This is a genomic window from Hyphomonas adhaerens MHS-3 (genome assembly GCF_000685235.1).
GTDB lineage: Bacteria > Pseudomonadota > Alphaproteobacteria > Caulobacterales > Hyphomonadaceae > Hyphomonas > Hyphomonas adhaerens.
The window spans coordinates 2,169,353-2,193,853 of record NZ_ARYH01000001.1; the positions used below are offsets into that span (position 1 = coordinate 2,169,353).

17 protein-coding genes and 1 pseudogene are annotated in these 24,501 nt (G+C 57.3%); 14 read left to right on the forward strand and 4 right to left on the reverse strand.

Features of this window, described 5'->3' with window-relative positions:
* Positions 1 to 9: 9 nt before the first annotated feature.
* The 8 genes and pseudogenes from HAD_RS10615 to HAD_RS10650 all read left to right on the forward strand — a co-directional run bounded on the left by HAD_RS10615 (position 10) and on the right by HAD_RS10650 (position 8,954).
* Positions 10 to 747, forward strand: a complete 738-nt coding sequence (locus tag HAD_RS10615) for an SDR family NAD(P)-dependent oxidoreductase (protein ID WP_035570945.1) — start codon at positions 10 to 12, stop codon at positions 745 to 747.
* Between the two features lie 14 nt (positions 748 to 761).
* Positions 762 to 1,817 (forward strand): phosphotransferase family protein, encoded by a 1,056-nt coding sequence (locus HAD_RS10620; RefSeq protein ID WP_035570946.1) that lies wholly within the window; start codon positions 762 to 764, stop codon positions 1,815 to 1,817.
* Between the two features lie 75 nt (positions 1,818 to 1,892).
* The gene (locus tag HAD_RS10625; RefSeq protein WP_035570947.1) at positions 1,893 to 2,651 is read left to right on the forward strand and encodes an SDR family NAD(P)-dependent oxidoreductase; all 759 of its coding nucleotides are present in this window, start codon (positions 1,893 to 1,895) and stop codon (positions 2,649 to 2,651) included.
* A 126-nt stretch (positions 2,652 to 2,777) separates the two neighbouring features.
* Positions 2,778 to 3,440, forward strand: a pseudogene (locus tag HAD_RS10630) (IS6 family transposase).
* Positions 3,441 to 3,734: 294 nt separating this feature from the next.
* Complete coding sequence (locus HAD_RS10635) at positions 3,735 to 5,876, forward strand: TonB-dependent siderophore receptor (RefSeq protein ID WP_035570950.1); 2,142 nt, start codon at positions 3,735 to 3,737, stop codon at positions 5,874 to 5,876.
* A gap of 15 nt (positions 5,877 to 5,891) precedes the next feature.
* A complete protein-coding gene (locus HAD_RS10640) occupies positions 5,892 to 6,494 on the forward strand; it encodes a hypothetical protein (RefSeq protein WP_035570951.1) in 603 nt (200 codons plus the stop codon).
* Positions 6,494 to 8,032, forward strand: a complete 1,539-nt coding sequence (locus HAD_RS10645; RefSeq protein WP_051596130.1) for a PepSY-associated TM helix domain-containing protein — start codon at positions 6,494 to 6,496, stop codon at positions 8,030 to 8,032. Before HAD_RS10640 ends, HAD_RS10645 begins: the two co-directional genes overlap by 1 nt.
* A gap of 313 nt (positions 8,033 to 8,345) precedes the next feature.
* Positions 8,346 to 8,954 (forward strand): 2-hydroxychromene-2-carboxylate isomerase, encoded by a 609-nt coding sequence (locus HAD_RS10650; RefSeq protein WP_035570952.1) that lies wholly within the window; start codon positions 8,346 to 8,348, stop codon positions 8,952 to 8,954.
* A 15-nt stretch (positions 8,955 to 8,969) separates the two neighbouring features.
* Here HAD_RS10650 and HAD_RS10655 read toward each other — a convergent pair whose 3' ends face one another.
* Complete coding sequence (locus HAD_RS10655; RefSeq protein ID WP_035570954.1) at positions 8,970 to 9,839, reverse strand: LysR family transcriptional regulator; 870 nt, start codon at positions 9,837 to 9,839, stop codon at positions 8,970 to 8,972.
* A 264-nt stretch (positions 9,840 to 10,103) separates the two neighbouring features.
* Here HAD_RS10655 and HAD_RS10660 point away from each other — a divergent pair, with 264 nt between their 5' ends.
* The gene (locus tag HAD_RS10660) at positions 10,104 to 11,237 is read left to right on the forward strand and encodes an acyl-CoA dehydrogenase family protein (RefSeq protein WP_035570956.1); all 1,134 of its coding nucleotides are present in this window, start codon (positions 10,104 to 10,106) and stop codon (positions 11,235 to 11,237) included.
* A 76-nt stretch (positions 11,238 to 11,313) separates the two neighbouring features.
* Here the strand turns inward: HAD_RS10660 and HAD_RS10665 are convergent, their stop codons facing one another.
* Positions 11,314 to 12,960 (reverse strand): AMP-binding protein, encoded by a 1,647-nt coding sequence (locus HAD_RS10665; protein WP_051596131.1) that lies wholly within the window; start codon positions 12,958 to 12,960, stop codon positions 11,314 to 11,316.
* An 886-nt stretch (positions 12,961 to 13,846) separates the two neighbouring features.
* On the opposite strand from HAD_RS10665, the gene HAD_RS10670 reads away from it, so the two are divergent.
* The 5 genes from HAD_RS10670 to HAD_RS10690 all read left to right on the forward strand — a co-directional run bounded on the left by HAD_RS10670 (position 13,847) and on the right by HAD_RS10690 (position 20,676).
* Positions 13,847 to 14,923, forward strand: a complete 1,077-nt coding sequence (locus HAD_RS10670) for an acyl-CoA dehydrogenase family protein (RefSeq protein ID WP_035570957.1) — start codon at positions 13,847 to 13,849, stop codon at positions 14,921 to 14,923.
* A 30-nt stretch (positions 14,924 to 14,953) separates the two neighbouring features.
* On the forward strand, positions 14,954 to 16,120 hold the full coding sequence (locus HAD_RS18025) for an acyl-CoA dehydrogenase family protein (protein ID WP_051596132.1): 1,167 nt from the start codon (positions 14,954 to 14,956) through the stop codon (positions 16,118 to 16,120).
* Between the two features lie 23 nt (positions 16,121 to 16,143).
* Positions 16,144 to 16,983 carry an SDR family NAD(P)-dependent oxidoreductase gene (locus tag HAD_RS10680; RefSeq protein ID WP_084331882.1) on the forward strand — a complete coding sequence of 280 codons (840 nt, stop codon included), beginning with the start codon at positions 16,144 to 16,146 and terminating at the stop codon, positions 16,981 to 16,983.
* Between the two features lie 191 nt (positions 16,984 to 17,174).
* Entirely contained in the window at positions 17,175 to 19,553 is a 2,379-nt protein-coding gene (locus tag HAD_RS10685; RefSeq protein WP_035570958.1) for a TonB-dependent receptor, read from the forward strand.
* Between the two features lie 100 nt (positions 19,554 to 19,653).
* Positions 19,654 to 20,676 carry a zinc-binding dehydrogenase gene (locus HAD_RS10690; RefSeq protein WP_035570960.1) on the forward strand — a complete coding sequence of 341 codons (1,023 nt, stop codon included), beginning with the start codon at positions 19,654 to 19,656 and terminating at the stop codon, positions 20,674 to 20,676.
* A gap of 27 nt (positions 20,677 to 20,703) precedes the next feature.
* Here the strand turns inward: HAD_RS10690 and HAD_RS10695 are convergent, their stop codons facing one another.
* Together HAD_RS10695 and HAD_RS10700 are read right to left on the reverse strand one after the other, a co-directional pair.
* Positions 20,704 to 22,242: an acyl-CoA synthetase gene (locus tag HAD_RS10695; RefSeq protein WP_035570961.1), complete on the reverse strand. Its 1,539-nt coding sequence runs from the start codon at positions 22,240 to 22,242 to the stop codon at positions 20,704 to 20,706.
* Positions 22,243 to 22,442: 200 nt separating this feature from the next.
* The gene (locus tag HAD_RS10700; RefSeq protein ID WP_156942227.1) at positions 22,443 to 24,482 is read right to left on the reverse strand and encodes an acetoacetate--CoA ligase; all 2,040 of its coding nucleotides are present in this window, start codon (positions 24,480 to 24,482) and stop codon (positions 22,443 to 22,445) included.
* Between the last annotated feature and the right edge of the window lie 19 nt (positions 24,483 to 24,501).

Sequence of the window (24,501 nt, forward strand, 5' to 3'; positions counted from 1 at the left end):
GGGCACGAAATGAACAATCCACTCGATTTTTCCGGTAAGAGCGTTCTCGTCGTTGGCGGCACGACAGGCATTGGAAATGCAACCGCCCGCACTTTTCGCGACGCTGGCGCAAAGGTCTGGGTGTGGGGAACCAGGCCGAACGCGGCAGACTATCACAAGGAAGAAGACAGCGACCTGTCGGGCATGATCTACCAGACGATGGATGCCACGGACGACGACCGTGTCCGTGCCTATCAGGCGGAATTCGACGGCCTGGATGTCCTTGTCCTCTCTCAGGGACTGGTACTCTACAACCGGCAGGAATATGAAATGGATGGCTTCCGCCGTGTTGTTGACGTGAACCTGAACAGCCTGATGGCCTGCGCAATGCGCTTCCATGAGGATTTGAAGAAAGCTGGCGGTTCACTGATTATCGTCAGTTCCTCTGCCGCATTTCACGCGACACGTGGAAACCCGGCCTACAACGCCTCCAAGACGGGTGCGTACGGGCTTTGCCGCACCCTCGCCCAAGCCTGGGCGCACCAGGGGATCAGGGTCAATGGGCTCGCGCCCGGGTTCATTCCCACACGCATGACGGCGCAGACAACAGAGAACGAGAAACACAAGGATGCCGCAATGTCGCGCATTCCCATGGGGCGGTTCGGCACGCCTGACGAAATGGCGTCAATCGCGCTTTTCCTTGCCTCTCCCATGTCATCTTACATGACGGGCCAGATGCTCGTCGCGGATGGCGGATTGCTCCTGTAGAAAAGGGCCCGAGAATGGACAGTTCAGCGGTGCCGGGTATCGATCAGGTCCGACTTGAGAGATGGATGGATGCGAACGGGATCGGAAAAGGTCCCATCACCAGCCTCACGCAACTGGCCGGCGGCACACAGAACATTATCGCGAAGTTCGAGCGCAGCGGAGCCCCCTTCGTCTTGCGGCGGCCAAGCGTGACCCCTCGCGCGAAAGCCAATGAGGTTATGGCCCGTGAAGCCCGGGTGCTTGCCGCTCTTGCGGGAACGAACGTGCCTCACCCCCGGTTTGTTGCGGTCTGCGATGACCCGGATGTGTTGGGCGCAACCTTTTACCTGATGGAGGCGGTCGATGGCTTCAACGCCGTGACCGGCCTGCCTGAGCTGCACCGGTCACGCCCGCAGATCCGCCGTGAAATGGGGTTTGCCATGGTGGACGCCGCAGCTGAACTTGGCAGTCTGGATCATGAAGCCCTCGGCCTGGGAGACTTCGGTAAACCGGAAAACTACCTGTCCCGTCAGGCCGGCCGGTGGATGTCACAGCTGGAAAGCTACACAAAGCACGAAGGATGGCCCGGCGGCGAGGGACTCGGTGATGTTCATACGCTGGCGGACTATCTGAGTGCCAACCTGCCACCAGACTTCAAGCCAGGCATCATGCATGGTGACTACGCCATCGGGAATGTCATGTTCCGGAATGACGGCCCGCAACTGGCGGCTGTCATAGACTGGGAGCTTTCCACCATCGGCGATCCCCTGGTCGATCTGGCCTGGGTGATCTGTACATGGCGCGATCCTGCCTGGCGGGACCTGCCGGTCCTGGTGGTGGAGCCCTGGGAAGGGTTTCCGGCGATTGATGAGATGATCCAGCGATATGCAGACCGCTCTCAACGCGACCTTTCACATATCGATTGGTACATCGTCCTCGCCTGCTTCAAGCTCGCCATCATCCTTGAGGGCACATATGCGCGCGCGTTCAGCGGCGCCGCGCCCAAGGCCATTGGCAAAACCCTGCACGAGACATCCGTGACCCTGATTGAACGGGCTCATGCCCGATTAAACCGAACCGTTTGGCAATAGATAGACGCCACCACCAGCAGCGTCCGAAGACCTCCTCCCGACAGGCTTGCTTCACTCAATACAAGGACAATTTACATGACCCAGCTCGATAAGAAGATTGCCATTGTCACCGGGGCCGGTAGCGGTATGGGCGCGGCAACTGCCGTTCTGTTTGCCCAAAACGGTGCCACGGTCGCATTGCTGGACCGGAACAAGGATGGTCTTGAAGCGACGCTAAAAAAGATCACGGAGGCAGGGGGCGCGGCAAAGTCCTGGCAAATCGACCTTGCCCTCACGGACAAAATTCCCGCCGTCATCGAAAGCATCGCCGCAGAGTTCGGGGGCATTGACATTGTCGTGAACAATGCCGGAATCGCAGGCTTTCTTGCCATAGATGATCCCGACTATGACGCGCACTGGGACCGGATGATCAACATCAATCTTACGGCGCAACAGAAGATTATCCGGAGCGCCTTGCCCTGGCTCCGCAAGAGCGAGTCGCCCAGGATCGTGAACATCGCCTCCACCGAAGCGCTCGGGGCCACGCCACTCGACAGCGCATATGTTGCAAGCAAGGCAGGTGTCGCCGGACTGACGCGGGCGCTGGCTGTGGATCTTGGCCCGGAAGGTATTCTGGTCAATTGCATCTGCCCCGGCCCCATCGACACGTCGATGACGTCTTTCGTGCCAGCTGATCACAAGGTGATCTTTGCCAAGCGGCGCACCGCCCTCAAACGCTATGGCGGTCCGGAAGAAGTGGCACAGATGACCCTCGCCATGAGCCTTCCGACACAGACGTATCTGACTGGAACAGTCGTGCCTGTCGATGGTGGTCTCATGGCTCGCAATGCCTAGCGCAAAGATAGGCGATCGAGGGCGCCCGGCATTGTCAGCGGAACTGGCCTTAAGGCGCCGTATCCAGGCGCCTAGCTTCGGAAAACAACAAAGTCACCGTTTCGCTACTTCAAGACACCCCCCGAGATCATCCAGCTGCGGTCATGATGTACGTGCGTTTTCCGTTGTCACAGCGCAATGTCGAAGACCTGCTTCTCGAACGAGGGAGCGATATCTGCCACGAAACGGACCGCCATTGGGGTGATCGCTTTGGCACTTACTTCGCGCACGAGATCCGCAAGCGCCGGTCGGAAGGCACGCGGCAGAGTCCGGAATGGCAATGGCACCTGGACGAGGTTTCCCTTAAGATCCGTGGTCAGACTCAACTACCTTTGGTGGACGGCGGATCATGAAGGAGAGGTGCTGGAGTCATTCGTCACGAAGGTCCGTGACAAGGCTTCAGCACTGAGATTTATGAGAAAAGCCATGAAACAATATGGCGCCCCTCAGGCCGTAGAGACCGACAGGCTTCGATCGTATGGTGCTGCAATTCGCGAAATCGGAAACGCACACCACCGGGCAACCGGCCGTCACTTAAACAACGGCGCCGAAAACTCACACCAACCATTCCGACGAAGAGAGCGGGCGATGTCCCGATTCATCCGAATGCGAAGTCTCCAGAAATTCGCTTCAATCCATTCCTCAGTGTGCAATCACTTCAATCATCAACAGAATATCGAGAGTAGAGCCAAGTTCAAATCGCTACGTGACGTTGCTCTTCTCGAATGGCGTGAGTTGATCGCTGCCTGAGTCCTGCTCGTCCGCGAAAACGGAGACTGGTTCGAATTCGTCTGACACCACCCGGTCGCGGTCAATTTGGTGTTCGGGCACTCCAAGCCAGTCGGCGATCGATAATGCCGTCCGGAAGTGACGCGGCTGATTGCGTGGACCAATGACGCTCGATGTCCGCTCAGCGAATGAGGGGCGTCACTATTGAGCGCGGCTTTTTTGTCAGAAAGCGCTCTTGCAACAGGCGCTGATATTGATAATGAGAATAAGTCGCATATTCAAATTGCTGTCGCGGGGCGGCCAGGGGAGTTATTTATGAGTTTGAAACGTTTGCTTTTGGCAGGAGGCGCTTCGGTATGCCTGGCACTGCCTGGCTACACACAATCGCAGGATGAGGAAGCAACGAAACTCGATACGGTTGTTGTTGTGGGCCAGTATACCGTCGACCAGCAGATCGATACGGCCACCGGGCTTGGCCTGACCGTAAGGGAGACGCCGCAATCGGTAACGGTTGTCACGCAACAGCGCATGACCGACCAGAATCTCGAAACGATTGCCGATGTGGTGCGTAACACGGCTGGCGTGTCGATCGTTGAGGTCGACGATGTCCGCAATGTCTTCAACGCCCGTGGCTTCGAGATCACCAATTACCAGATTGACGGCGTTCCACTGTCCTGGAGCCTCGCTGGTGATTCGGCGGAAACACTGGCCGACGTTTCGATCTATGAACGGGTCGAACTGGTGCGCGGTGCGACCGGGCTCCTGACCGGTGCCGGCGACCCTTCCGCCTCAATCAACCTTGTCCGCAAGCATGCCGATGCACTTGAACTGGAAGCCTCGGTTACGGGCTCCATTGGCAGCTGGCAGAACCGGCAACTCGCGGCAGACATCGCATCACCGCTGAACGAAAGCGGCACGATCCGCGGCCGCTTCGTCGCGAAATACGAAGAAGGCGAATCCTATATCGACCTCTTCAACTCCGACAAAACAGTCTTTTACGGCGTCGTTGAAGCAGACCTCGGCGACTCATCCATCATCCGCGCCGGCGCCAGCCAGCAGACGATCAATCCGACCGCTCCACTCTGGGGTGCCTTGCCCACTTTCTACGATGACGGCACCTTAACCAACCTGCCTGTCTCGCAAAGCACCTCGGCGAACTGGGCCTACTGGGATACGGTGAACACCAACTATTTCGTCAATGTCGACCACGAGTTGGCAAATGGCTGGGACCTGAGCTTCAACTATAACCGGCTCATCAACAGCGCTGATACTGAGCTGCTGTATCTCTTTGGTGTCATCAATGAAGCCAGCGGCACAGGGCTCTCGACCTGGCCGTACAAGAGTGACGGCGAAAGCGTGCAGGACAGTTTCGACCTCCACCTCAGTGGCGATTACACGCTGTTCGGTCGTGAGCACGAGTTCACGTTGGGCGCGCTGCACAGCGTCCAGAATGCCGACACCTATGCATATGCCGCATCCGGGCCGAACGCTTTCCTGCCGGCCACCAGCCTCTACGACTGGGACGGCAATTTCCCGCGCCCGGAATTTGCAACCACGGGCACGCACGACCAAGCCATCGATACCGAACAGACCGGCTTCTTTGCGGCAACGCGCATCAACGCCACGGATGCATTGCGCCTGATTGCCGGTGTCCGCGCATCTTCCTGGGAACGTAGCGGGACGGAATATGGGGCGACGCAGAACTATAGCGCCGACGATATCGTCATCCCCTACGTGGGGGTCCTGTATGACCTGACGCCGAACCATCGCCTCTATGCGAGCTATACGGAAATCTTCCAGCCACAAAATCTGCGCACCGAAACCGGGGCGACACTGGAGCCGATCATCGGCGAGGCCTATGAGGCCGGTATCAAGAGTTCCTTCTTTGAAGATGCGCTGCAAACCTCGTTCGCTATCTTCAGCATCAAGCAGGACAGCCTCGGCCAGCCCACGGGAGGTATCGTCGCAGGCAGCAGTCCGCCCGAACAAGCTTATCGCACCTCGGAAGGTGCAACGAGTGAAGGCTTTGAATTCGAGGTCCTTGGCCGCGTTACCGACAACTGGAACTTGAGCTTCGGCTACAGCCAGTTCGAGATCGAGGATGCCGACGGAAATGACGTGAATACAGATCAGCCACGCCAGAGCCTCACGCTTTTTACGACCTATGGGTTCGATAGCGTGCTGGAGGGCCTGATCGTAGGCGGCGGATTCAGCTGGCAGGATGATATCTATTCCAACGCCACCAACCCGATTACGCTGGCGCCCGCCCGGATTGAGCAGGACGCCTATACGCTTGTGAACCTCATGGCCCGGTATGACTTCAACAATCATATCTCGCTGCAGGCCAATATCGATAACCTGTTCGACGAAACGTACTACAGCCAGGTCAGCTATTTCGATCAGTATCGCTACGGTGCACCGCGTAACTATACTGTCTCGCTGACCTATCAATACTAGGCAGCGGGTGCGGCCATGGAAGTGATCCTGCAGACATTGGGCATCGCCGGACAAGCTGCCGGGATCGCGTTGCTTTACCTGAACTGGCGGACCCGCCAGGGGCGTGGCGGCGCAATTCTGGCCGCAGGCTGGACGCTGATTTTGCTCGGCATGGCCCCATGGCTGCTCAATGTCTCGGTGGAGCGAGGGCTTGCCATCGCCTCCCTGGCACCGATGGTCGTGGGCCTGCTCCTATCGGCCCCGAACGGACTGACTGATCTGAAGCGCAATTTGAGAGAACGCCCGGCGAGATCGCGGACAATGCGTGAAACGGCGCTGTCCGATGCTGAGATTGCTACACCGGGACGCGTCAGCCGTAACATGGCACGCTGGGCCGGCGCTGTCGTCGCCACGCCGGCCCTGTCGATTGCGGCAATGGCGGCGTGGCAGGCGTCCATGCCGGGGACGCCCGCCAACCGGGTGGGGTTCAGCATCTTTGTACTGATTGTCGTGTGGGTGGCTGCCTTGCTGTGGCTGCTTGCTAGCGAACGGCCCTGGCGCACGGCACTGCTCACCTGCGGGGGGGCGGTGGTTCTCGGCGGGGGCGTCTTTATTCTGGCTTCCGGAGGAACTGCCTGATGGCCTCAGGTGCAGGAAAACCGATTTGGCCGCGCGTTCCGCCGGGCTTCGTCAAAGGTCAACTGCTTGCCCACAAGCTGTTGGGATTGACGCTCTCGGCCGTGATGTACCTTGTGTGCCTGACAGGTGCGGTTGCCGTATTCTATGCAGAGTTCGAACGCTGGGAAGCGCCGGGCGTTCCGGAAATGGCAGAGGTTTCGCCGGAAGCCGTCGGCCGTGCTGTTGCCTTCGCCCGGCAACACATCTCTGAAGCGGGCGATACGCCGGTCGATGTCTACGTGATCACCCCCAGCCCTGAAATGCCACGCCTCATCATCGACTATGAAGAGGATGTTCTGGCATTCGACCAAAACGGCGACTATGTGGGCCCCGGGGCTCATGAGCTCACCCATTTTCTGACCGAACTCCACTACGCGTTGCACCTGCCATGGCAGATCGGTTTCATTGTTGTCGGCATTCTCGGTGTGCTGCTTGTTGCCCTCATCGTGGGCGGTGCGCTCGCATTGCCGCGCATGTTCCGGGATGCCTTCACGCTGCGCCTCGGCAGCGGGCGCAGGCTCGCGCGCGTCGATATTCACAACCGCCTTGCCGTCTGGGGCCTGCCATTTCACCTGGTTGTCGCGGTTTCAGGTGCCGTTATGGGACTTGCCATGGTCGCGATCTCGGTCGCTAGCCCTGTGATGTTCTCTGGCGACAGCGGCCGGGCAATGGCCGCACTTTATGGCGATACCGCTGCTCTCAGCGCGCAGGCGCGTGAGGCCGGCCCGCCATCCCGCAGCGAACCGGAGGCACGCATTGTCGCGGCACTGAAAAATCTCGCCATCGAACGGCCCGGTAATCCGCCAATCTACTTGGCGCTTAACCAGTTCAGCACGCCAGACGAAATGCTATCCATTGCTGCCGGTCACCCGGACAGGCTCATCTACAGCGAAGTCTATAGATTCGACAGCGCAGGGGGACTTATGAGTTCGGACGGTTACGCTGACGGCAACGCGAGCCAGCAGGTTCTGGGCAGCATGTTCCGGATACATGCCGGTGCATTCGGCGGAATCCTGGTCAAGCTCATCTATTTTGCTCTGGGCCTGGGGCTGAGCTTTATCTGCACGACGGGGGTCGATATCTGGCTTGCCAAGGCAGCTGCGCGTGGACGCCAACATCCCGGCATTCAGTCGACCTGGACAAGTTTTGTTTGGGGGACCCCGGCGATGCTGGCAATTGCGGGTGCGCTTTATATACTGTGGGCAGTTCCGCCCGAACCGGTATTCTGGATCGGGCTGATCTTCATTAGCCTTGGCGGCATATGGGTGCCGCAGAGGCTGCTTCACTGGATCGGCCCTGCGGCGACTGCCACAGCAACGCTCTTACTGCTGACTGTACATGCTGTCCGGTTTGGACCCGATGTCGCCACACATGCCGGGCTCGGCGTAAGCGCTGGCTTATTCGCAACCTCATTCGCCCTGGCTGCCCTGGGCTGGCGCAATTGGACGAAAGCGGGAACCGTACAAACGGGATTGTCAGGGGAACCGGGCTTTAGGTGACCAATCCTGCCGTTTAGCCTCGGGGAATGAGCAAAACCCTCTCAGCTACCTCAAGACGCCGCGCTTCGCGAATGGTGGAAGCGGTTGCGGCCTGAGGCCCGCTCATCCGCGAAAAGCGGAGACGGGTTTGAGTTAGTCTGACACCACCCGATCGTCTGAAAGAAACCCTGAAACGGACTTCATCAGGGGCAGCGGTCACATGCCGCGCAAATAGGCTGGACATATCACAGCACCATTGCGCTAGTTGCAGCAGAGCGGTCGGAGCAATAACATACTTCGTGCAGGACCGCGCCTGTGCATCGGGAGGTATGGTTTGGCATTCGTCGAGTTCTTTTTCGATCTTTCGTCCCCATGGACGCGGATCGCGTTTCACAACATTCAGCCCGTCATTGCCGAAACCGGCGCGGAGATCGTCTGGCGGCCGTTTCTGGTCGGAGGCGTCTTCAATGCCGTGAACGACAGCGTATATGCTGGCCGGAAAAACCCGGATTCGCCGAAGCTCAGTCATGCAAACAAATGGCTGAGTGAGTGGGCGGAGCTGGCGGGTGTGGGGATGAAATTCCCTTCCAGATACCATCCCGTGAAGTCGGTTCATGCCATGCGGTTTTGCTGTGTGCTGGAGCACGATCAGCCCGTTCTGCTTCGTTTTGCCAGCACGGCTTTCGACGCCTATTTCGCCGATCAGCGGAATCTGGACGATCCGGAGGAGCTGATTGATATTGCCAATCAGTGTGGGCTCGACGGAAAAGGGATTGCAGAAGAAGCGACAGGGCAGGCGATAAAGGACCGTCTTCGCGAAAACACGCAGGAAGCCATTGATCGGGGGGCGTTCGGTTCGCCCACCATCTTCGTGAACCGCACAAATCTCTACTTCGGAAACGACCAGCTGCCCCTTGTGAGGCAGGCCCTGTTGCGCGGCTGAAAAGTCTCCCGTCCCTCAGGGCAGGCGTGCAAGCGCCTCCACGAGGAAGTCCGACATGATACGATTTCTCGTCAGGCTTGCGACATCCTCATGCACGGCCAGCCAGAATGACCGCGTCACCGAGATGTCGCTCTGAAGAAGGGGCGTCAATTGCGGGACGCGGTTGGCCATGAAGGTCGGAAGAATGCCGAGCCCGGCACCTGCGGCCACCATCTCAAGCTGAGCGACAATGCTTGGACTGCACAGGTGGGGCGTCAGGCCGGGTAGCAACTCATCAAAATAACGAAGCTGGGAGGAGTAGATGAGGTCATCGACATATCCGATCAGCGTATGGTTCTGGAGATCTGCGCGGGAGTCTATCGATGCGCTGTTCTTCAGATAGTCGCGGGCCCCGTACAATTGCAAAGAGTAATCCGTAAGCTTGCGCACCTTGAGGCGGCCGGAAGAAGGCCGGGTCAGCAGGATCGACATGTCAGCCTGACGTTTCGGGACGCTGACGAACCCCGAAAGGGAGATAAGATCTATGTCGATCTTCGTGTGGCTTTCCCTGAACTGCTTGAGGGCAGGTGCGATCATGGTTGAACCGAGGCCTTCCGTTACGCCCAGCCGGATGCGTCCCGCCGCACTTTGTTCCGAAGCTGTCTCCGCGCGAATATCGAGGTACACCGACTCCATGGCCTCGGCCTGGGACGCCAGGCGCTCACCGGCCGGGGTCAGCACGTGGCCCCTGCGGGTGCGCTCGAACAAGGTGATGCCAAGGTCGTGCTCAAGCCGCTTGATGCGGCGGCTGATTGTGGTGGCGTCGATGTGAAGATGGGCAGCAGCGCCTTCGAGCTTCTGCTGCCGTGTCACGTCGAGAAAAATTTTAAGGTCATCCCAGTTCATTCGCTGACTTTATCCTGCAAAATTGCAGGTGTCATCTGCAATCGTCTCTGTAGACCCGCATTCCTCCAGTGCTTATTCCTGATAGCGGGACACAGAAACGTGGAAGGCTTCGGCCTGTGAATCCAGGCGGTACGTCGACTTGAATGGGGACTTGGCTCGCGGCCCGGAGGAGCGTTCTCTCCAAGGGCTTCTGGGGGAACTGGGGCGCCGTAGCCGGTATCAGTTTTTCATGATGGCGGGCGCCCCATTTTTTATTGAGATGATATGTCTTTGACCGAAGAACAGATGATGATTTCTGACATGGCGAAGAACTTCGCCATGAATGAACTGCGCCCGCATGCGGCAGAATGGGACAAGTTGGGCCAGATGGACCGGTCAAAGCTCGTTGCCCTTGGCGAGCTTGGGTTTGGCGGCATTTATACCCGGGAAGAATATGGTGGATCGAATCTCGGCCGGTTCGATGCTGCGCTGATTTTTGAGCAACTCTCCCGGGGCGACATCAGCCATGCCGCCTTTCTGTCGATCCACAATATGGCGACCTGGATGATCGACAGCTTCGCAGATGACGAGGTGCGTGCACATTACGTCCCCCGCCTTGCAGCGGCTGATCTCATTGCGTCTTATTGCCTGACCGAGCCGGGCGCCGGATCTGATGCGGCGAGCCTCAAGACGAGTGCCAGGCGCGAGGGCGAAGAGTACGTTCTCAACGGCACCAAGATCTTCATCTCTGGGGCGGGCTTTTCTGACGTCTATGTCGTCATGGCGCGTACCTCGGATGATGGCGCGCGTGGCGTCTCCACCTTTATTGTTGAGAATGGGACGCCCGGCCTTTCTTTCGGCAAGCACGAAGACAAGATGGGCTGGAGGGCGCAACCGACCGCCATCGTCAATTTTGACGATTGCCGCATTCCTGTGAGAAATCGAGTCGGCGATGAGGGCAACGGATTCAGGTTCGCAATGGTCGGACTGGATGGCGGAAGGCTGAACATTGCGGCGTGCGCGCTCGGCGGCGCGCAGGATGCGCTGGATCGCGCCATGGCCTATGTGAAAGAGCGCAAACAGTTTGGCCGAGCGATTATCGAATTCCAGGCGACGCAATTCAAGCTTGCGGACATGGAGACTGAACTCGCCGCAGCGCGGTCGCTGCTCTATGACGCAGCGCGCAAGGTGGATGCAGGGGCTGTGGACAAGACGAAATTCTGTGCGATGGCGAAGCGCTTCGTTACCGACACAGCCTTCAAGGTTGCGAATGATGCGCTGCAGCTACATGGCGGTTATGGCTATCTGGCTGATTTCGAGGTCGAGCGGATCGTGCGGGATTTGCGGGTTCATCAGATCCTGGAAGGCACAAATGAAATCATGCGGGTCATCGTCTCGCGTGAGATGATGAAGGAATAGGGGCTGTCCTGACCGACCGGGACAATGCTCCCGCCAGGAAGTTTGTGAGCGGGGGCGCGCGGCCTTGGCGGCAGTTTCATCCCTGTCCAGACTGTTCTGCCTTGGCCTGTGCTCTCAATTCACGGCGCAGGATCTTGCCCGTCGTCGTCATCGGGAATGAGTCCACAAATCGTATCTCCCGGGGATATTCATGCTTTGACAGGCGGTCGCGTACGGACTGCCGAATCTCATCCGCGAGCGCGTCGCTCGGTTCGTGGCCAGGCAGGAGCATGACATAAGCCCGGATAATTTCGGTACGCTCAGGGTCTGAGACGCCGATCGCGGCCGCCATGCTCACAGCGGGGTGCCGGATAATTGCGTCTTCGATTTCTGTCGGACCAATCCTGTATCCTGAGCTTGTAATCACGTCGTCGGCTCTGCCGTGAAACCAATAGAAGCCGTCTTCGTCCTTGCTGGCCAGATCGCCGGAAATCATCCAGTCGCCGATGAACTTGCTGGCCGTCGCTTCCGGAGCGCGCCAGTATTCCAGCAGCATGACAGGATCCGGACGCTTGAATGCAAGATTGCCCACTGTGCCCGGCGGCAATTCATTTCCTTCGTCATCAAGGATGCTGGCCTTATGGCCGGGTAGGGGCGTGCCAAGCGAGCCGATGCGATAGTGGTTGAGGCCACTGCAATTGCCGAGTGTCATGTTGGCTTCGGTCTGCCCGAACCCTTCATTGATGGTCGCCTTGAAAATGTCGAGCATTGCAGACAGCAGGTCTTTTCCGACTGCCTCGCTTCCGCTGATGATACTTCTGAGGCGCACATTGTTCCGCTCGACAAGATGTGAGTGTGGCTTCAGGAGCTTCATCATTGTCGGCGTCATAAAGGCGTTTCGGATAGCGTGTTCGCCCATTCTTCGCATCGTGAGTTCCGGATCGAATCCGGCCATGGGGAAAACCAGGATTGGCGTTCCGTAGTTCCACCCACATAGCAACGTGTTGCCAAGTCCGCCCATCCACGCCCAATCCGCTGGGGACCACATCTTGTCGCCGGGCTGAGGATAGAGGTCGAACAATACTTCTGCGCCCGGGAGATGGCCAAAAAGGACCCGGTGTCCATGAAGCGTCCCTTTCGGCCAGCCTGTTGTGCCGGACGTGTAATTAATAAGGGCCGGTGTATCCGGCGAAAACATCAGGGTACGAAAGCTATCGCTGGCTCGATCCAGAGTCTCGTAGAATGGCATGGCGCCACCCTCCGGCGAACCATCAATGACGAATATATGCTCGAGGCTGGGGGCCAGCTTCTTGGCCTCAAGCACTTTTTCCAGGTTTGCCTGATCGGTGACCACCGCGCGGATTTCCGCATTGTTCAGACGGTATTCGAGGCCGTCGACGCCAAACAGAATTGACGTCGGAACCGATATGAGGCCAGCCTTCCAGCAGGCGATATGTGAGATCGCCGTTACCGGATGTTGGGGAAGGAGAACCATGACGCGGTCGCCCTGGTTGAGCCCCAGACCCGTCAGCACATTGGCGAACTGATTGGCTCGCTGCTGGATTTCGCGGAAGGTGTAAGTCCGGATATCTGCACCAACATGATGAATGAGGGCAATCTTGTCGGGATCTTCCGCGTGGCGGTCGCAGATCTGATGCGCAATGTTGCATTGATCGGGCAGAGCCCAGCGAAACGTGTCATAGATCTCCGAATAGGTCTTCGCGGGTGTGATCAGGCGTTGCATGCGTGTCTCTTTGGTTGAGCTGGAATGTAGCGTCAGTGCGCCAACGTTACTGGGACATCGTGTCGGGCGCTTTTTGTCAGCGCCACGACTGTGTCATGGCTGATTGTGGGAAGAGAGGGGGCCGGAATAAATGTCATGGTCCAGTTCCTTTCCTTTCTTAGCGACGCGGATGTGGAGAGAGGCGTCGCCTTCCTGACTTTCAGGCTATGGCACGGAAACAAGAAAAGCAAAACATTTGCTTTATCCTTGGGGTGACCTGAGGACGATAGGCTTCGGGACCTTGCTTCGTTAAATCATGCGGCCGCGGCATAGCTGCATTATTGCAGGTGCGGACTGCAAAATTGTCCAGTTTACGGGATAAATGCGTGCTGATAGATCTGGTTAGAACGATTGTACTGTCACTATACAAATTAATATTTCTGCATTCTTGCAGTTTCTGCTGCCGGTGCACTCGTACGTCCATGGTGTTCGTCGTGCATGGCTCGCAGCACCGAGTTTGACCTGCTTCGCGACCTCCGAGCGTGGCCGGTGATAGACTGGCGCCCGCAATTATCCAATGTTTCCAGAACCTGCGGGCGCCTCTTTTTCTCATGCGAACTCTCATTGTTGCGCATGGGGTGGTGCGTGCTTTCCGGCGCGTGCTCCGGAGCAGTCCAACTCCAGGTTCGCGGTATGGGCGGTGGGTGGTAGCGATACCCGAGCTATTCCGGGCCAACGAACAGTCGGTGTCTATTCTCAGTTGGCGAGCCTAATGAGGGGCGGGGCTTGTGTGGGCGAGGGGCCCCATGTCGTGTGGGCTGCGGTTGTGCGGGCGCTTGACCCAAATCAAAATGAATGTACTAATTTTATGATTGGTATTTCGCGTTGAAAATTCGGGGTGGTGTGAATGATTGATTTCGAGCTGACAGATGAGCAGCAGGCGATACGCGACATGCTCCGTGAGTTCAGTGCGAATGAGATCGCGCCGCGCGCGCGCTCGCAGGACGAGGCCGGCCAGATCGATTCCGAGCTGATGAGCGCGATCTGGAAACTGGAGATCATCCAAAGCCAAAGTGAAGGGGGCGGGCGGTCGCCATTTCTGGCTGCAATCGTGCTGGAAGAGCTTGCGGCTGGAGATGCCAGCGTCGCGACTGCAGTTGCTTCGACGATGGCTTACAGCTTGGCCATTGTCGATTATGGTACGGAAGAACAAAAGCGCCGCCTGACAGAGGTTCTCAAGGCTCCGGAGTTCCAGGCGTCGGCCATTGCGGTGATGGAGCCCTCGTTCGCGTGCCCCGCAGAGAGGATGAAGACAGAGGCTGTTGACGAGGGGCGGCGGACTTATCTTCGCGGTACGAAGTCGATGGTGCCGCTGGCGTCGGGGTGTCGCGACTTTCTGGTTCTGGCGCGTTATAAGGGGCAGGAGGCTGCCTTTATTGTGCCGCGCGAAACGCGGGGCGTCACTGTCCGCGAGCCATGCCAAACGGTCGGGCTGCGCGCACTTCAGCTTTCTGAAGTTGTCTTCGACAATGTCGAAATTGATCCAGGCATGCAGCTGGGTGGGGTCGATGGCTGTGACACGCAGAAGATCAGGGACGGTGCTCGCACGGCGCAATCCTGCATCATGACAGGGCTCAGCGTCGCTGTGATGAACCACGTGGTGCCGTATGTGAAGGAGCGTGTGGTGCACGGCGCTCCTCTTGCCCAGAAACAGTCTGTGGCATTCAGAGTCGCGGATATGCGGATTGATACTGAAGCAATGCGCTGGATGAACTGGCGGTCTGCCTGGGAAATCGAGACGGGGCAGAGTGCGACCCGGCTGGCCGCTCTCGCTTGTGCATTTGCGGGGGAAAAAACGATGAAGATTGCAGACGAGGGCCTGCAGATGTTCGGCGGACATGGCTTCGTTTGCGAGCATCCGCTTGAGATGTGGTACCGCAACGCACGCGCAATATCCGTGCTTGAAGGTGTCGCCGGCCTTTGAGCGGGCCAGGAATTCAAAGGATAATAGCGAATGGTTGATTTCAGTCTGACCGAGACAGACCAAAAACTTGTGGACCTCGTAAGAGAGGAGAACGATCTTGGTCGTCCGTATGCCCGGGAGCTGGACAGAACCGTCGAAATCGAGCCTTCCCGGCTACGCGGGATCCATCCATCGATCGCGGGGCGGGAGAACCCTTACGAGCTGCTTGAGCGCGTTCATGAAGAAACCAGTGGCCTGGTTATCGCAGAGGCGCTCATGTTCATGGCCAGTGCCAATGATGTGGAGCTACGCGACGTCGGAGGCCATGAGGCCTTTGGGTCCATGGTGCTGCGCAATTTCGGAAGCAGCGCCCAGAAGCAGGAATATGGGCATCTGAATCTCGCAATCGGTATAACGGAGCCCGATGCAGGGTCCGACCCCGCTGCGATGCGCTCCATGGCAAAGTATGATCCGGAAACGGATGAATACGTGTTGAATGGCGAGAAGATCTTTATCTCGTTCTTCAACAAGTTTGATGGTGCAGTAACCCTCGCGAGGGTGGCGGGAGAGGACGGCGCGCGTCCCGAATTCGGAACGTTCGTGCTGGTGAAGGGCACGCCAGGACTGATGGAATCGCCGCAAATGCGCAAGCTGGGCGTGAGAAAACACGAGTTGTCCGGATTTGTTATGCAGGATGTGCGCATTCCTGCTTCAGCGCGTCTGGATGCCGATTTCGGTAAGACGCTGAGCAATTTCAATCATAATCGGCCGATTGTCGCTGCCGTTGCCCTCGCTTCGTGCCGGTCGCTTCTGGATTTCACTCGAACTCAGCTGGAGGAGGCGGGCATCGAGATCGACTATGTGGCGAACCTGGCGGGGCGGAGCGCTATCGTGGATCGTTTCCTGCGCCTCGAGGCGTCATGGGAAGCTGCATGGGGAACAGTCATGCGCGCCAAGTGGCTCGAGCACAAGCAGGGCATGTACTCAAACGGCTACCGCACCGAGGCATCCATCGCCAAGGCATTGGGGGCCAAAGTTGCGCGGGAGATCACGCAAGGCTGCCTGGAGATCCTTGGGCCGGAGTCCCTGTCCGAGGCATATCTTGCTGAGAAATGGTTCCGGGATGTTCGTATTGCGGACATCTACGAAGGGGCCGGAGAGATCCAGAGAATCCTGATCGCGCGTGAGATATTTGGTTTTAAAAGAGAGTTGAGCTGAAGACAGCTCTGCGGCTTCCGCACATGAACGACTGGAGTGGCGATATGAGGCTGGCAGGCAAGGTTGCATTGATTACCGGCGTTAGCCCGAACATTGGGGGCGGAATTGCCGAAGAGTTGTGGCAGGCCGGCGCACGGATCGTGGCGGTAGATGCCAATGCGGGCAATGCGAACGATTGCGCGAACTACATCAATGCCAATGGTGGTGAAGCGATCGCACTCGTCTGCGATGTGACGGATGAGGCGCAGGTCAGGCAATCTGTCGACCAGGCGGTCGAGCGGTTCGGTGGAATAGACATACTGGTCAACAATGCGGCCTTCTTCAATCAGAAGGGCGTTGTCGATATGAGTTACAAGGAGTGGCAGGATCAGACCGGAGTGATTCTGGATGGAGCATTCCTGTTCACGAAGTATGTTTCTTTGGCCATGATTGAAGCTGGTCGACAGGGGAGCATCATTAACATTATTTCTACTGCGGGGCACCAGGGGCAGCCGGGCAATGTTGCCTACTCCACCTCAAAAATGGGGCTTATCAATTTTACGAATTCGGTGGCCATGGAGCTTGCGGAGTGGAACATCCGTGTCAACTCACTCACGCCGACCGCAACTGATCCCAGTGAGTCGGTGGACCGTGCACGTCGCTGGGGGCGCAAGGTGGCCGAAGACCCGCGTGTCGCGGAATTGATGACCCAATTTGCGAGCCGCATCCCACTACAGAAATTGCCCAAGCCCAGCGACTATGGCAAAGCCGCCGTTTTCCTGGCCTCGGCGGATGCGTCGATGATTACAGGCACCGACATTCGGGTGGATGCGGGGGCCGTCTCAAAATACTGGGCATGGGATCCTGCGTCGGGGCGCAGTTGATTGGCTGCCTCGTTGTGGGCGTCCATTCTTCTCGCCCTTAGATCGCCCGAATTCATGCGGCTTAGATGCAACAAAAATAAAACAAACGTTCTTTTTATACGAATGACCTATTGTTGAGGGCCGCTTTCAGCATTAAGAAAAACTGGTTCTGGAAAAAAACCAACAAGAGCTTCTAGGGAGGAAGACGGAACATGAAAAAGTTCAATAGAATATCCATAAGCAAGTCAGCGGCTTCGATTATCGTTCTTGGGTTTCTGGCGACCGAGTTTGTTGCTGTCGCTCAGGAAGTGGAAGGCGGTACCGAAGCGAGCACGGATGCCGTAGAGCAGACCGATCCGGCCACGGATGAGCAGGCAAAACAGCTCGGCGTCGTCTACGTCACGGCGCGTAAGCGCGAGGAACGCGAGATCGATGTTCCAGTCGCCATTTCTGCGCTCCCGTCAGTCGAAATTGATCAGCGCGGACTTACAAATCTCTCCGAAATTTCGACCGCAATTCCCGAGCTGCGCATTGCCGAGAATACGATCGGATATGGCGGTAACCTGACCATGCGGGGCATCTCCAGCTCCACCAATACTGCATCGGTGGATCAGGCCGTCACGGTCAATATTGATGGGGTTCCGGTTTCTTATGCTGGCGTTGTCAAGCTCGGACAATTCGATCTCGGACAAGTCGAGGTGCTCAAAGGTCCGCAGGCCCTTTTCTTTGGTAAGAATGCAACGGGCGGTATCGTGTCGCTGACGTCGGCAGCGCCAACCGAGGAACTCGACTACAGGATGCGGGGGGAATATGAGGCCGAAGCAGCTCAATATGCCGGCGAAGCCTACATTTCCGGTCCTTTGTCTGAAGGCGTGCGCGGACGTCTGGCCGTTCGGTATTCCGACAGCGAGGGATGGCTGAAAAATGTCGTTCCAGATCCTTCCGTCAAGCCTGGTGCTATTCCTCCAAAGAACGACAAGGGGCCCGGGATAGAGGAGTTTCTTGCCAAGGGTAGCCTGGTCATTGAGCCGAGCTCTGCATTTACGATCAAGCTCAATGGCGGCTACAGCGATACCGAAAGCACTGGCAACTATATGCTGTCGCAGCGCATCTATTGCCCCTACGGGCAGGCGCAAGGGCCTTTTGCTTATGCAGGTCAGGACTGTAAGCTCAATGACATTACGACTCAGGGGGACATGCCCGGAAGTTGGGCGAGCCTCGACCCCCGCTTCCCTTCGGATGGGGTTGCGTACACGAAGACGAAGCAGCAGATTCTCGTCGCGGATGTGAACTATCAAGTCACAGATGATATCTCGTTGAATTCCATTACCGGCTTCTATAACGTGAACTTGGATGCTTCGGACCACGTCTCCAACGGCGCGGTACCGTTTGTCGGATTTGCGACCAGCATTGAAAAGACAACCTACTCACAGGAATTCAGGTTGTCGAACGCCGCATCCAACCGGTTCACCTGGATGCTGGGCCTGTTTCTTCAGGACGACGAGTATCTTGAGGACCAGTCGACAATCATTGGTGTGCTGCGACCCAAAGCGGATTTCCGCATCACGGGCGATACCCTGTCACCATTTGTGCAGCTTGGGTTTGATCTGACGGAAAAGCTCAGTCTGACGGGCGGTGTTCGCTATACTGAAGAAACCAAGCAGCAACAGATTGGTACCGGCCAGTTCGAAGGCTTGTATCCGAAGGAAATCAGCTTCCAGAACTGGTCGCCTGAAGTCACGCTGTCCTACGCTTTGACACCCGATGCCAACATATATGCGGCGTACAAGGAAGCCTACAAGTCAGGTGGTTTCCAGACAGAGCACGTCGCCATTCCCGGCGCGCTCAACGCTGGAACGGCGCTGGACAACTCGTTCAAGGAAGAGAACGCCGAAGGTTTCGAGGTTGGTGCCAAGGCATATCTCTTTGACCAGACTCTGCGGGTTTCTGCAGCAGCCTACCACTTCGAGTACACCGATCTGCAGCTCAGCAGCTTTGATTCTGCCATTGTTGCGAACATCATCCGAAATGTGGGCGCTGCGACGACGGAAGGTGTGGAAATGGACTTCCAGTACCGCCCGGCTGCTCTTGAGGGATTCTCGCTCAACGGAGCTATCGCCTATAACGATGCGACATACGACAACTATAGTCCCGCCTGTTACAATGGGCAAACGGCTGCGCTCGGCTGTGACATTGCAACAGACACCTCCGACCTTGCAGGACACCACCTCCCGAGGGCGCCGGAATGGAGCGCGACGCTTTCCGGTGTCTACGAAGGCTCCCTGAGTGCCGCTCTGGACTATCGTCTGAATGCGGGCCTTCAGTATAGCGGAGAATATGAAGGCAACTCGGATGCTATTCCGAACTCCGAGGAAGACGGTTACGTTTCGCTCGATGCCGGCTTTGCGATTATGGACAAGGATAAGGTCTGGGAACTTGCCTTTATAGGTCGTAACCTCTCGGATGAGTACTGGGTCAGCAGCTCCTACCAGGTGCCCGTAACCGGAAGCGACACAACGCTTTCCGACATCGCGGCAACGATCAATCGCGGACGGCAGCTCATGGTGCGCCTGACCTATCATCCGCAATAGGAATAAATTATCCAGGAAACAATTGGGGCATCGGAGCGGTTAGTCGCTGTCGCCGGTGCTCCTTTTTCTTGCAAACAGGCAGAGACAGGAAGCGACAATCATGAAAGCAGCAGTACTGGAGAAACGTGGGGCTGATGGGCTTAAATTCATGACGGTTCCGGACCCGCAGCGAAAGCTAGGCGAAGCCGTGATGAGAGTTCATGCAAGCTCGCTCAATCGCGTCGATGCCTATATGCGAGACAATGGCCAGGGGATCACCCACGAGCTGCCAATCATTCTTGGCGTCGACGGGGCCGGCGAAATTGTTGAATGTGATAGCGACAGCGCATTTAAGCCCGGTCAGAGGGTGATGCTGTTCTCATATGATTTTTGTCAGAAATGCCGTTACTGCTTGGCTGGAGAGCAGCCGCTTTGCCTGCGCGCAAAAATTGCGGGTGAGCATCGAGACGGGTGCTTCGCTGAATATGTTTCAATGCCGGAGCACTGTTTCGTGCCTCTCCCAGATGAGATCAGTTATGACGCGGCCGGGGTCCTGCCAGCGGCTTATAACACCGCCTACCGGATGCTCTTCGGGAAGCGGGCGCTTTTGCCGGGAGAGAGTGTGCTGGTCGTAGGTGCCGGTGGTGGGGTGTCGGTGGCCTGTATACAGTTGGCTTCGCACATCGGAGCGCGCGTGCTCGTGACGACGTCAAGCGAAGCGAAACTTGAGAAAGCCCGGTCTATCGGGGCGGATGGTGGCGTAAACTACAGGACCGAGGCTGTGAGCCGGCGCATTCTGGAGCTCACCGGTGGAGAAGGTGTCGACATGGTGATCGACAGCGTGGGGGAAGCGAGCTGGGGCGAGTCGTTGAGGTCATTGCGCCGTGGCGGGCGCATTATCAGTTGCGGCGCGACGACCGGTGGAAATCCGCCTGTCGAGTTGCAACGCATGTTCATTCGCCAGCTTGAGCTCTACGGATCGACGGGTGGCAATTTCGATGAAGCCCGTCGCCTGCTGTCGTTGATTGCGGAATGTGGGATTGAGCCGGTCATAGACAGTCAATTTGGCTTGAGCGACATATCGAAGGCTTATGACCGGCTGGAGGCGCCTGATCGTTTCGGTAAGGTTTCGCTGGTGATATAGGCAGGGCCCGGAAGACCGCCTATGAAGCTAGGCGATCTTTTCTTCCTTCCAGTACGCGTCTCGCAGCACTCTCTTGTAAAGTTTTCCGGTCGGCAACCTTGGCAATTCTGCCATATAGTCGATCTGCCGGGGGAGCTTGAGCCGGCCGAGATGGGATAGAACATGCTCCTGAATGTCCTGGGACAGACGCTCTCCGGCATCTGACATGTCGAGGGGCTGGATGACGGCGACAAGCCGCTCACCAAGATCGGGATCAGGCGCGCCGATGACTGCAACGTCCGCGACCTCGGGGTGGGTCACGATAACGTCCTCGATCTCCTGCGGATAAATATTCACCCCTCCGGAAATGATCATGAAGCTTTTGCGGTCTGTGAGATAGAGATAGCCGTCCTCATCAAGCCAGCCGATATCGCCGAGCGTGCTCCAACCTCGGCTATTGTATGAGCTTGCGGTTTTTTCGGCATCCTTGTGGTAGCTGAATCTGTTGCCTCCTTCGAAAAAGATCATGCCTTCCTTTCGTGCAGGCAACTCCTTGCCGTCGTCCGACAGAATGTGCGCTGTTCCGAATTTGGCCTGGCCGACTGAACCCTTGTGCTGCAGCCATTCCTCGGGAGTGATAATCGTCATCCCATTGAATTCAGTTCCAGCATAGTACTCGTGGATCATCGGCCCCCACCAGCTAATCATTTGTTCCTTTACAGGGACGGGGCAGGGGGCGGCGGCATGGAAGGCGAGTTCGTGCGACGACAGGTCATAGCGGGAACGGTCTCCTTCCGGAAGTTTCAGCATACGAATGAAGTGTGTCGGAACCCATTGCGAATGGGTGACCCTCTCCTGTTCAATCAGCTGCAGTGCGTATTCGGCGTCAAATTTGTCCATCACGATCACGGTGCCGCCGAGCTTCATGACGCTCAAACTCCAGCGAAGCGGGGCGGCATGATAGAGTGGTGCGGGAGACAGGTAGACCATTTGTGAGTTGAAGCCAAAGCGTGTCACGGCAAGCTCGGTCAGCGAGTCCATTGCATCGATCGGGATCTCCGGCAGCTCGAATTTCACACCTTTAGGTCGCCCGGTCGTACCGGAGGAGTACAGCATGGGGGCTCCCATGCTGCCATCCGGAATTGGAGAGGTCGATTGCTCAGCGCGTTCAGCGAGATAGTCACGGAAGTGCGCGTTTGTTCCGTCGACGATGAAGACGGTCAGGTCCGGGTTTTCTGCCACAATTTCCCGAGCCGCCGGGAGTGTCTTCATCGAAGCGAAGAGAACTCTCGCATCCGAGTCTCCTACGATGTAGCCGGCCTCTTTGGCCGAGAGGTGAGTGGAGATGCCGGTGAAGTATATGCCAGAGCGCTCTGCGCCGAGGGCGATCTCGAAATAGCGCGGATGGTTTTCCAGCAGAATGGCAATCACGTCGCCGCGCTTGAGGCCGCACGCTCTCAACAGATGTGCGCATTGATTGGACCGACTCTCCAGCTCAGAGAACGTGACCGTTTCGCCGTCCGGGACCATCTTATAGGCTGGCTTGTTCGGTGTGGTGCGGGAATGATTGTGAACGTGAAGAAGCATATCTGGTCCCTGGATTTCAATATTGATCTGAAGCGAATTAAAACACCTATTTTATATTTTGCAAGGCGAAGAAGGGGTGTTCATGGAACTGAGGTTGCAGGCGGCGGACCGTTCCTGGCCGGACGAGCCGTTCGCGGGGAAAGATGTGGCCGGGAATAGCCGCTTGGGTCGAACGTGGCTGCCAAGGGCGGCGCTTCAGTTCAAACGGCGACGGCCGAAAACGTCTCGAACCATTCCAACGCGGCCGCGTCTCTTAGCATCTGTGGGTCTGCAACCTGTTCGATCGGTGAGCCCTCGAGCAGACGCCGGACCGGGACCTCCAACCGTTTTCCGGTGAGCGTGTAGGGAATTGCCGGGGCTTGGACGATTTTGTCAGGCACGTGTCGTGGACTGTTTTCCAACTTCAATCGCTTGCGAATTTCATCGCCAAGTTCGTTCGTGAGTGCTTTTCCTGCAGGCATCTGAACGAACAGGATGGTCTCGTCAGAGACGCATACGACAAGTCCATCTTCAATCTCGCTGATCGAATCGAGTGTCCTGTATATCTCAGCCGTCCCTATACGGACGCCATGCCGATTCAACGTAGCATCGGAGCGTCCAAACACGTAAAGGCCGCCGCGGTCATTGATGAGGCAGAGATCACCCTGCTGCCAGACCCCCGGGTAGGTGCTAAAATAGCTTTCTCGATAGCGGGCGTCGTCCTGGTCCTTCCAGAAGCCAAGAGGCATGGAGGGAGATGGTGAGCGGATGACGAGTTCGCCGGTCTCGTTTCGAAGGCTCTGACCGCTAGGGGAAAGGCAATCGACATGAATACCGAGCGCCGCGCCCTGGATTTCCCCGGCATACACAGGTGCCAGGGAAATGCCCCCGGCGATCGTGCTGCAAAGATCAGTACCTCCGGTCTGTGATGTCACCCAAAGATCTTTCTTCACATTTTCATAGAGCCAGCTGAAAGTTTCCGGGGTGGAGGGCGCACCGCCAAGTACGATCATTTCCAGCTTTGCGAGGTCGAAATTGGCCGCTGGCGTCATTTGGACCGCAGCCATCTTCTGCACGAGGCCGGGGCTACAGCCGAGCACAGTTGCTCCTGTACTTTCCGTGATTTGCCATAGAGCGCTTGCATCCGGATAGACCGGGCTTCCATCATAGATCACGATGCTGCAGCCGGTCAGCAGGGTGCAGACAAGTGAGTTCCACACCATCCAACTGGTTGTTGTATAGAAGAAGATTCTCGAGCCGTGTGTCAGTTCGGCGGTAAAGTGCTGAGCCTTCAGGTGCTCGAGCAGAATGCCGACATGACTTTGGACGATTGCCTTTGGCAAACCGGTTGTCCCCGAGGAAAACAGGATCCAGAGCGGGTGATCATGACCAACCTGTTCGAATTCGAAGGGGCCGCTGGACAAGGCGCGGCCTGACTCCATCAGGGAGTCCCAGCTATGTGATTCAGTGCCGGGGAATGAAGAGCCGAGTTGGTGTCCCGATGACACGTAAACGACATGTTCAAGGCTCGGTATTGCGTTGACGACCGCGCCGATGCTCTCGCTCTTGTCCCTGTCGGCTCCATTGAAGCGGTAGGAAGGTGCGACGAATATCAATTTCGGATCGAGCTGTCCGAACCGGTCGATAACGGTCTTGGCGCCGAATTCGGGAGACGCAGAAGCGAATATTCCGCCGACTGCCGTAGTTGCGAGCAGGGCGACAATCGCTTCGACTGTATTGGGCAGGTAAGAGATGATGCGGTCCCCTGGTTGAATGCCAAGATTACGCAGTGCTGTTGCAAGGGTACGCACGGAGTCGCCAAGCTCGGACCACGACACCTCTCGCGTCGGCACGTCTTCGGAGACGGCAATGATCGCGGCTTCGTCAGGCATGTGCCGTTCATGTCTGAGGACATTCTGGCTAAAGTTCAGGCGGGCCCCTTCAAACCATACGGCCCCAGGCATCTGACGGTCCGAGATGACCTGATCGTAGCGCTTTTCAGCTTCCACACCGAAGTGGTCCCAAATGGCTGACCAAAAACCCTCTAGATCGGAAACCGACCAGTTCCAGAGTTCGTCATAGCCCGAAAAATCGAGGCCTCGTTCGCCCTTGAGCCAGGTCAGGAAGCGTAGAAGGTTTGAATTCCGGATCCTGGATCGGGAGGGGGTCCACAGGCATTCGCCCCAGTCGGGGGGCATTGACGTGAGAGATGCCGGTCTCTGCCTGATGGCAACAGATGTTCCAGTCTGCGACTTCGCCATATTGATCTCGCTCCCTTTT

Coding starts and splice junctions, on each gene's coding strand:
- HAD_RS10615 (WP_035570945.1), top strand. CDS start 10: ATGAACAATCCACTCGATTTTTCCGGTAAGAGCGTTCTCGTCGTTGGC.
- HAD_RS10620 (WP_035570946.1), top strand. CDS start 762: ATGGACAGTTCAGCGGTGCCGGGTATCGATCAGGTCCGACTTGAGAGA.
- HAD_RS10625 (WP_035570947.1), top strand. CDS start 1,893: ATGACCCAGCTCGATAAGAAGATTGCCATTGTCACCGGGGCCGGTAGC.
- HAD_RS10635 (WP_035570950.1), top strand. CDS start 3,735: ATGAGTTTGAAACGTTTGCTTTTGGCAGGAGGCGCTTCGGTATGCCTG.
- HAD_RS10640 (WP_035570951.1), top strand. CDS start 5,892: ATGGAAGTGATCCTGCAGACATTGGGCATCGCCGGACAAGCTGCCGGG.
- HAD_RS10645 (WP_051596130.1), top strand. CDS start 6,494: ATGGCCTCAGGTGCAGGAAAACCGATTTGGCCGCGCGTTCCGCCGGGC.
- HAD_RS10655 (WP_035570954.1), bottom strand. CDS start 9,839: ATGAACTGGGATGACCTTAAAATTTTTCTCGACGTGACACGGCAGCAG.
- HAD_RS10660 (WP_035570956.1), top strand. CDS start 10,104: ATGTCTTTGACCGAAGAACAGATGATGATTTCTGACATGGCGAAGAAC.
- HAD_RS10665 (WP_051596131.1), bottom strand. CDS start 12,960: ATGCAACGCCTGATCACACCCGCGAAGACCTATTCGGAGATCTATGAC.
- HAD_RS10670 (WP_035570957.1), top strand. CDS start 13,847: ATGATTGATTTCGAGCTGACAGATGAGCAGCAGGCGATACGCGACATG.
- HAD_RS18025 (WP_051596132.1), top strand. CDS start 14,954: ATGGTTGATTTCAGTCTGACCGAGACAGACCAAAAACTTGTGGACCTC.
- HAD_RS10680 (WP_084331882.1), top strand. CDS start 16,144: ATGAACGACTGGAGTGGCGATATGAGGCTGGCAGGCAAGGTTGCATTG.
- HAD_RS10685 (WP_035570958.1), top strand. CDS start 17,175: ATGAAAAAGTTCAATAGAATATCCATAAGCAAGTCAGCGGCTTCGATT.
- HAD_RS10690 (WP_035570960.1), top strand. CDS start 19,654: ATGAAAGCAGCAGTACTGGAGAAACGTGGGGCTGATGGGCTTAAATTC.
- HAD_RS10695 (WP_035570961.1), bottom strand. CDS start 22,242: ATGCTTCTTCACGTTCACAATCATTCCCGCACCACACCGAACAAGCCA.
- HAD_RS10700 (WP_156942227.1), bottom strand. CDS start 24,482: ATGGCGAAGTCGCAGACTGGAACATCTGTTGCCATCAGGCAGAGACCG.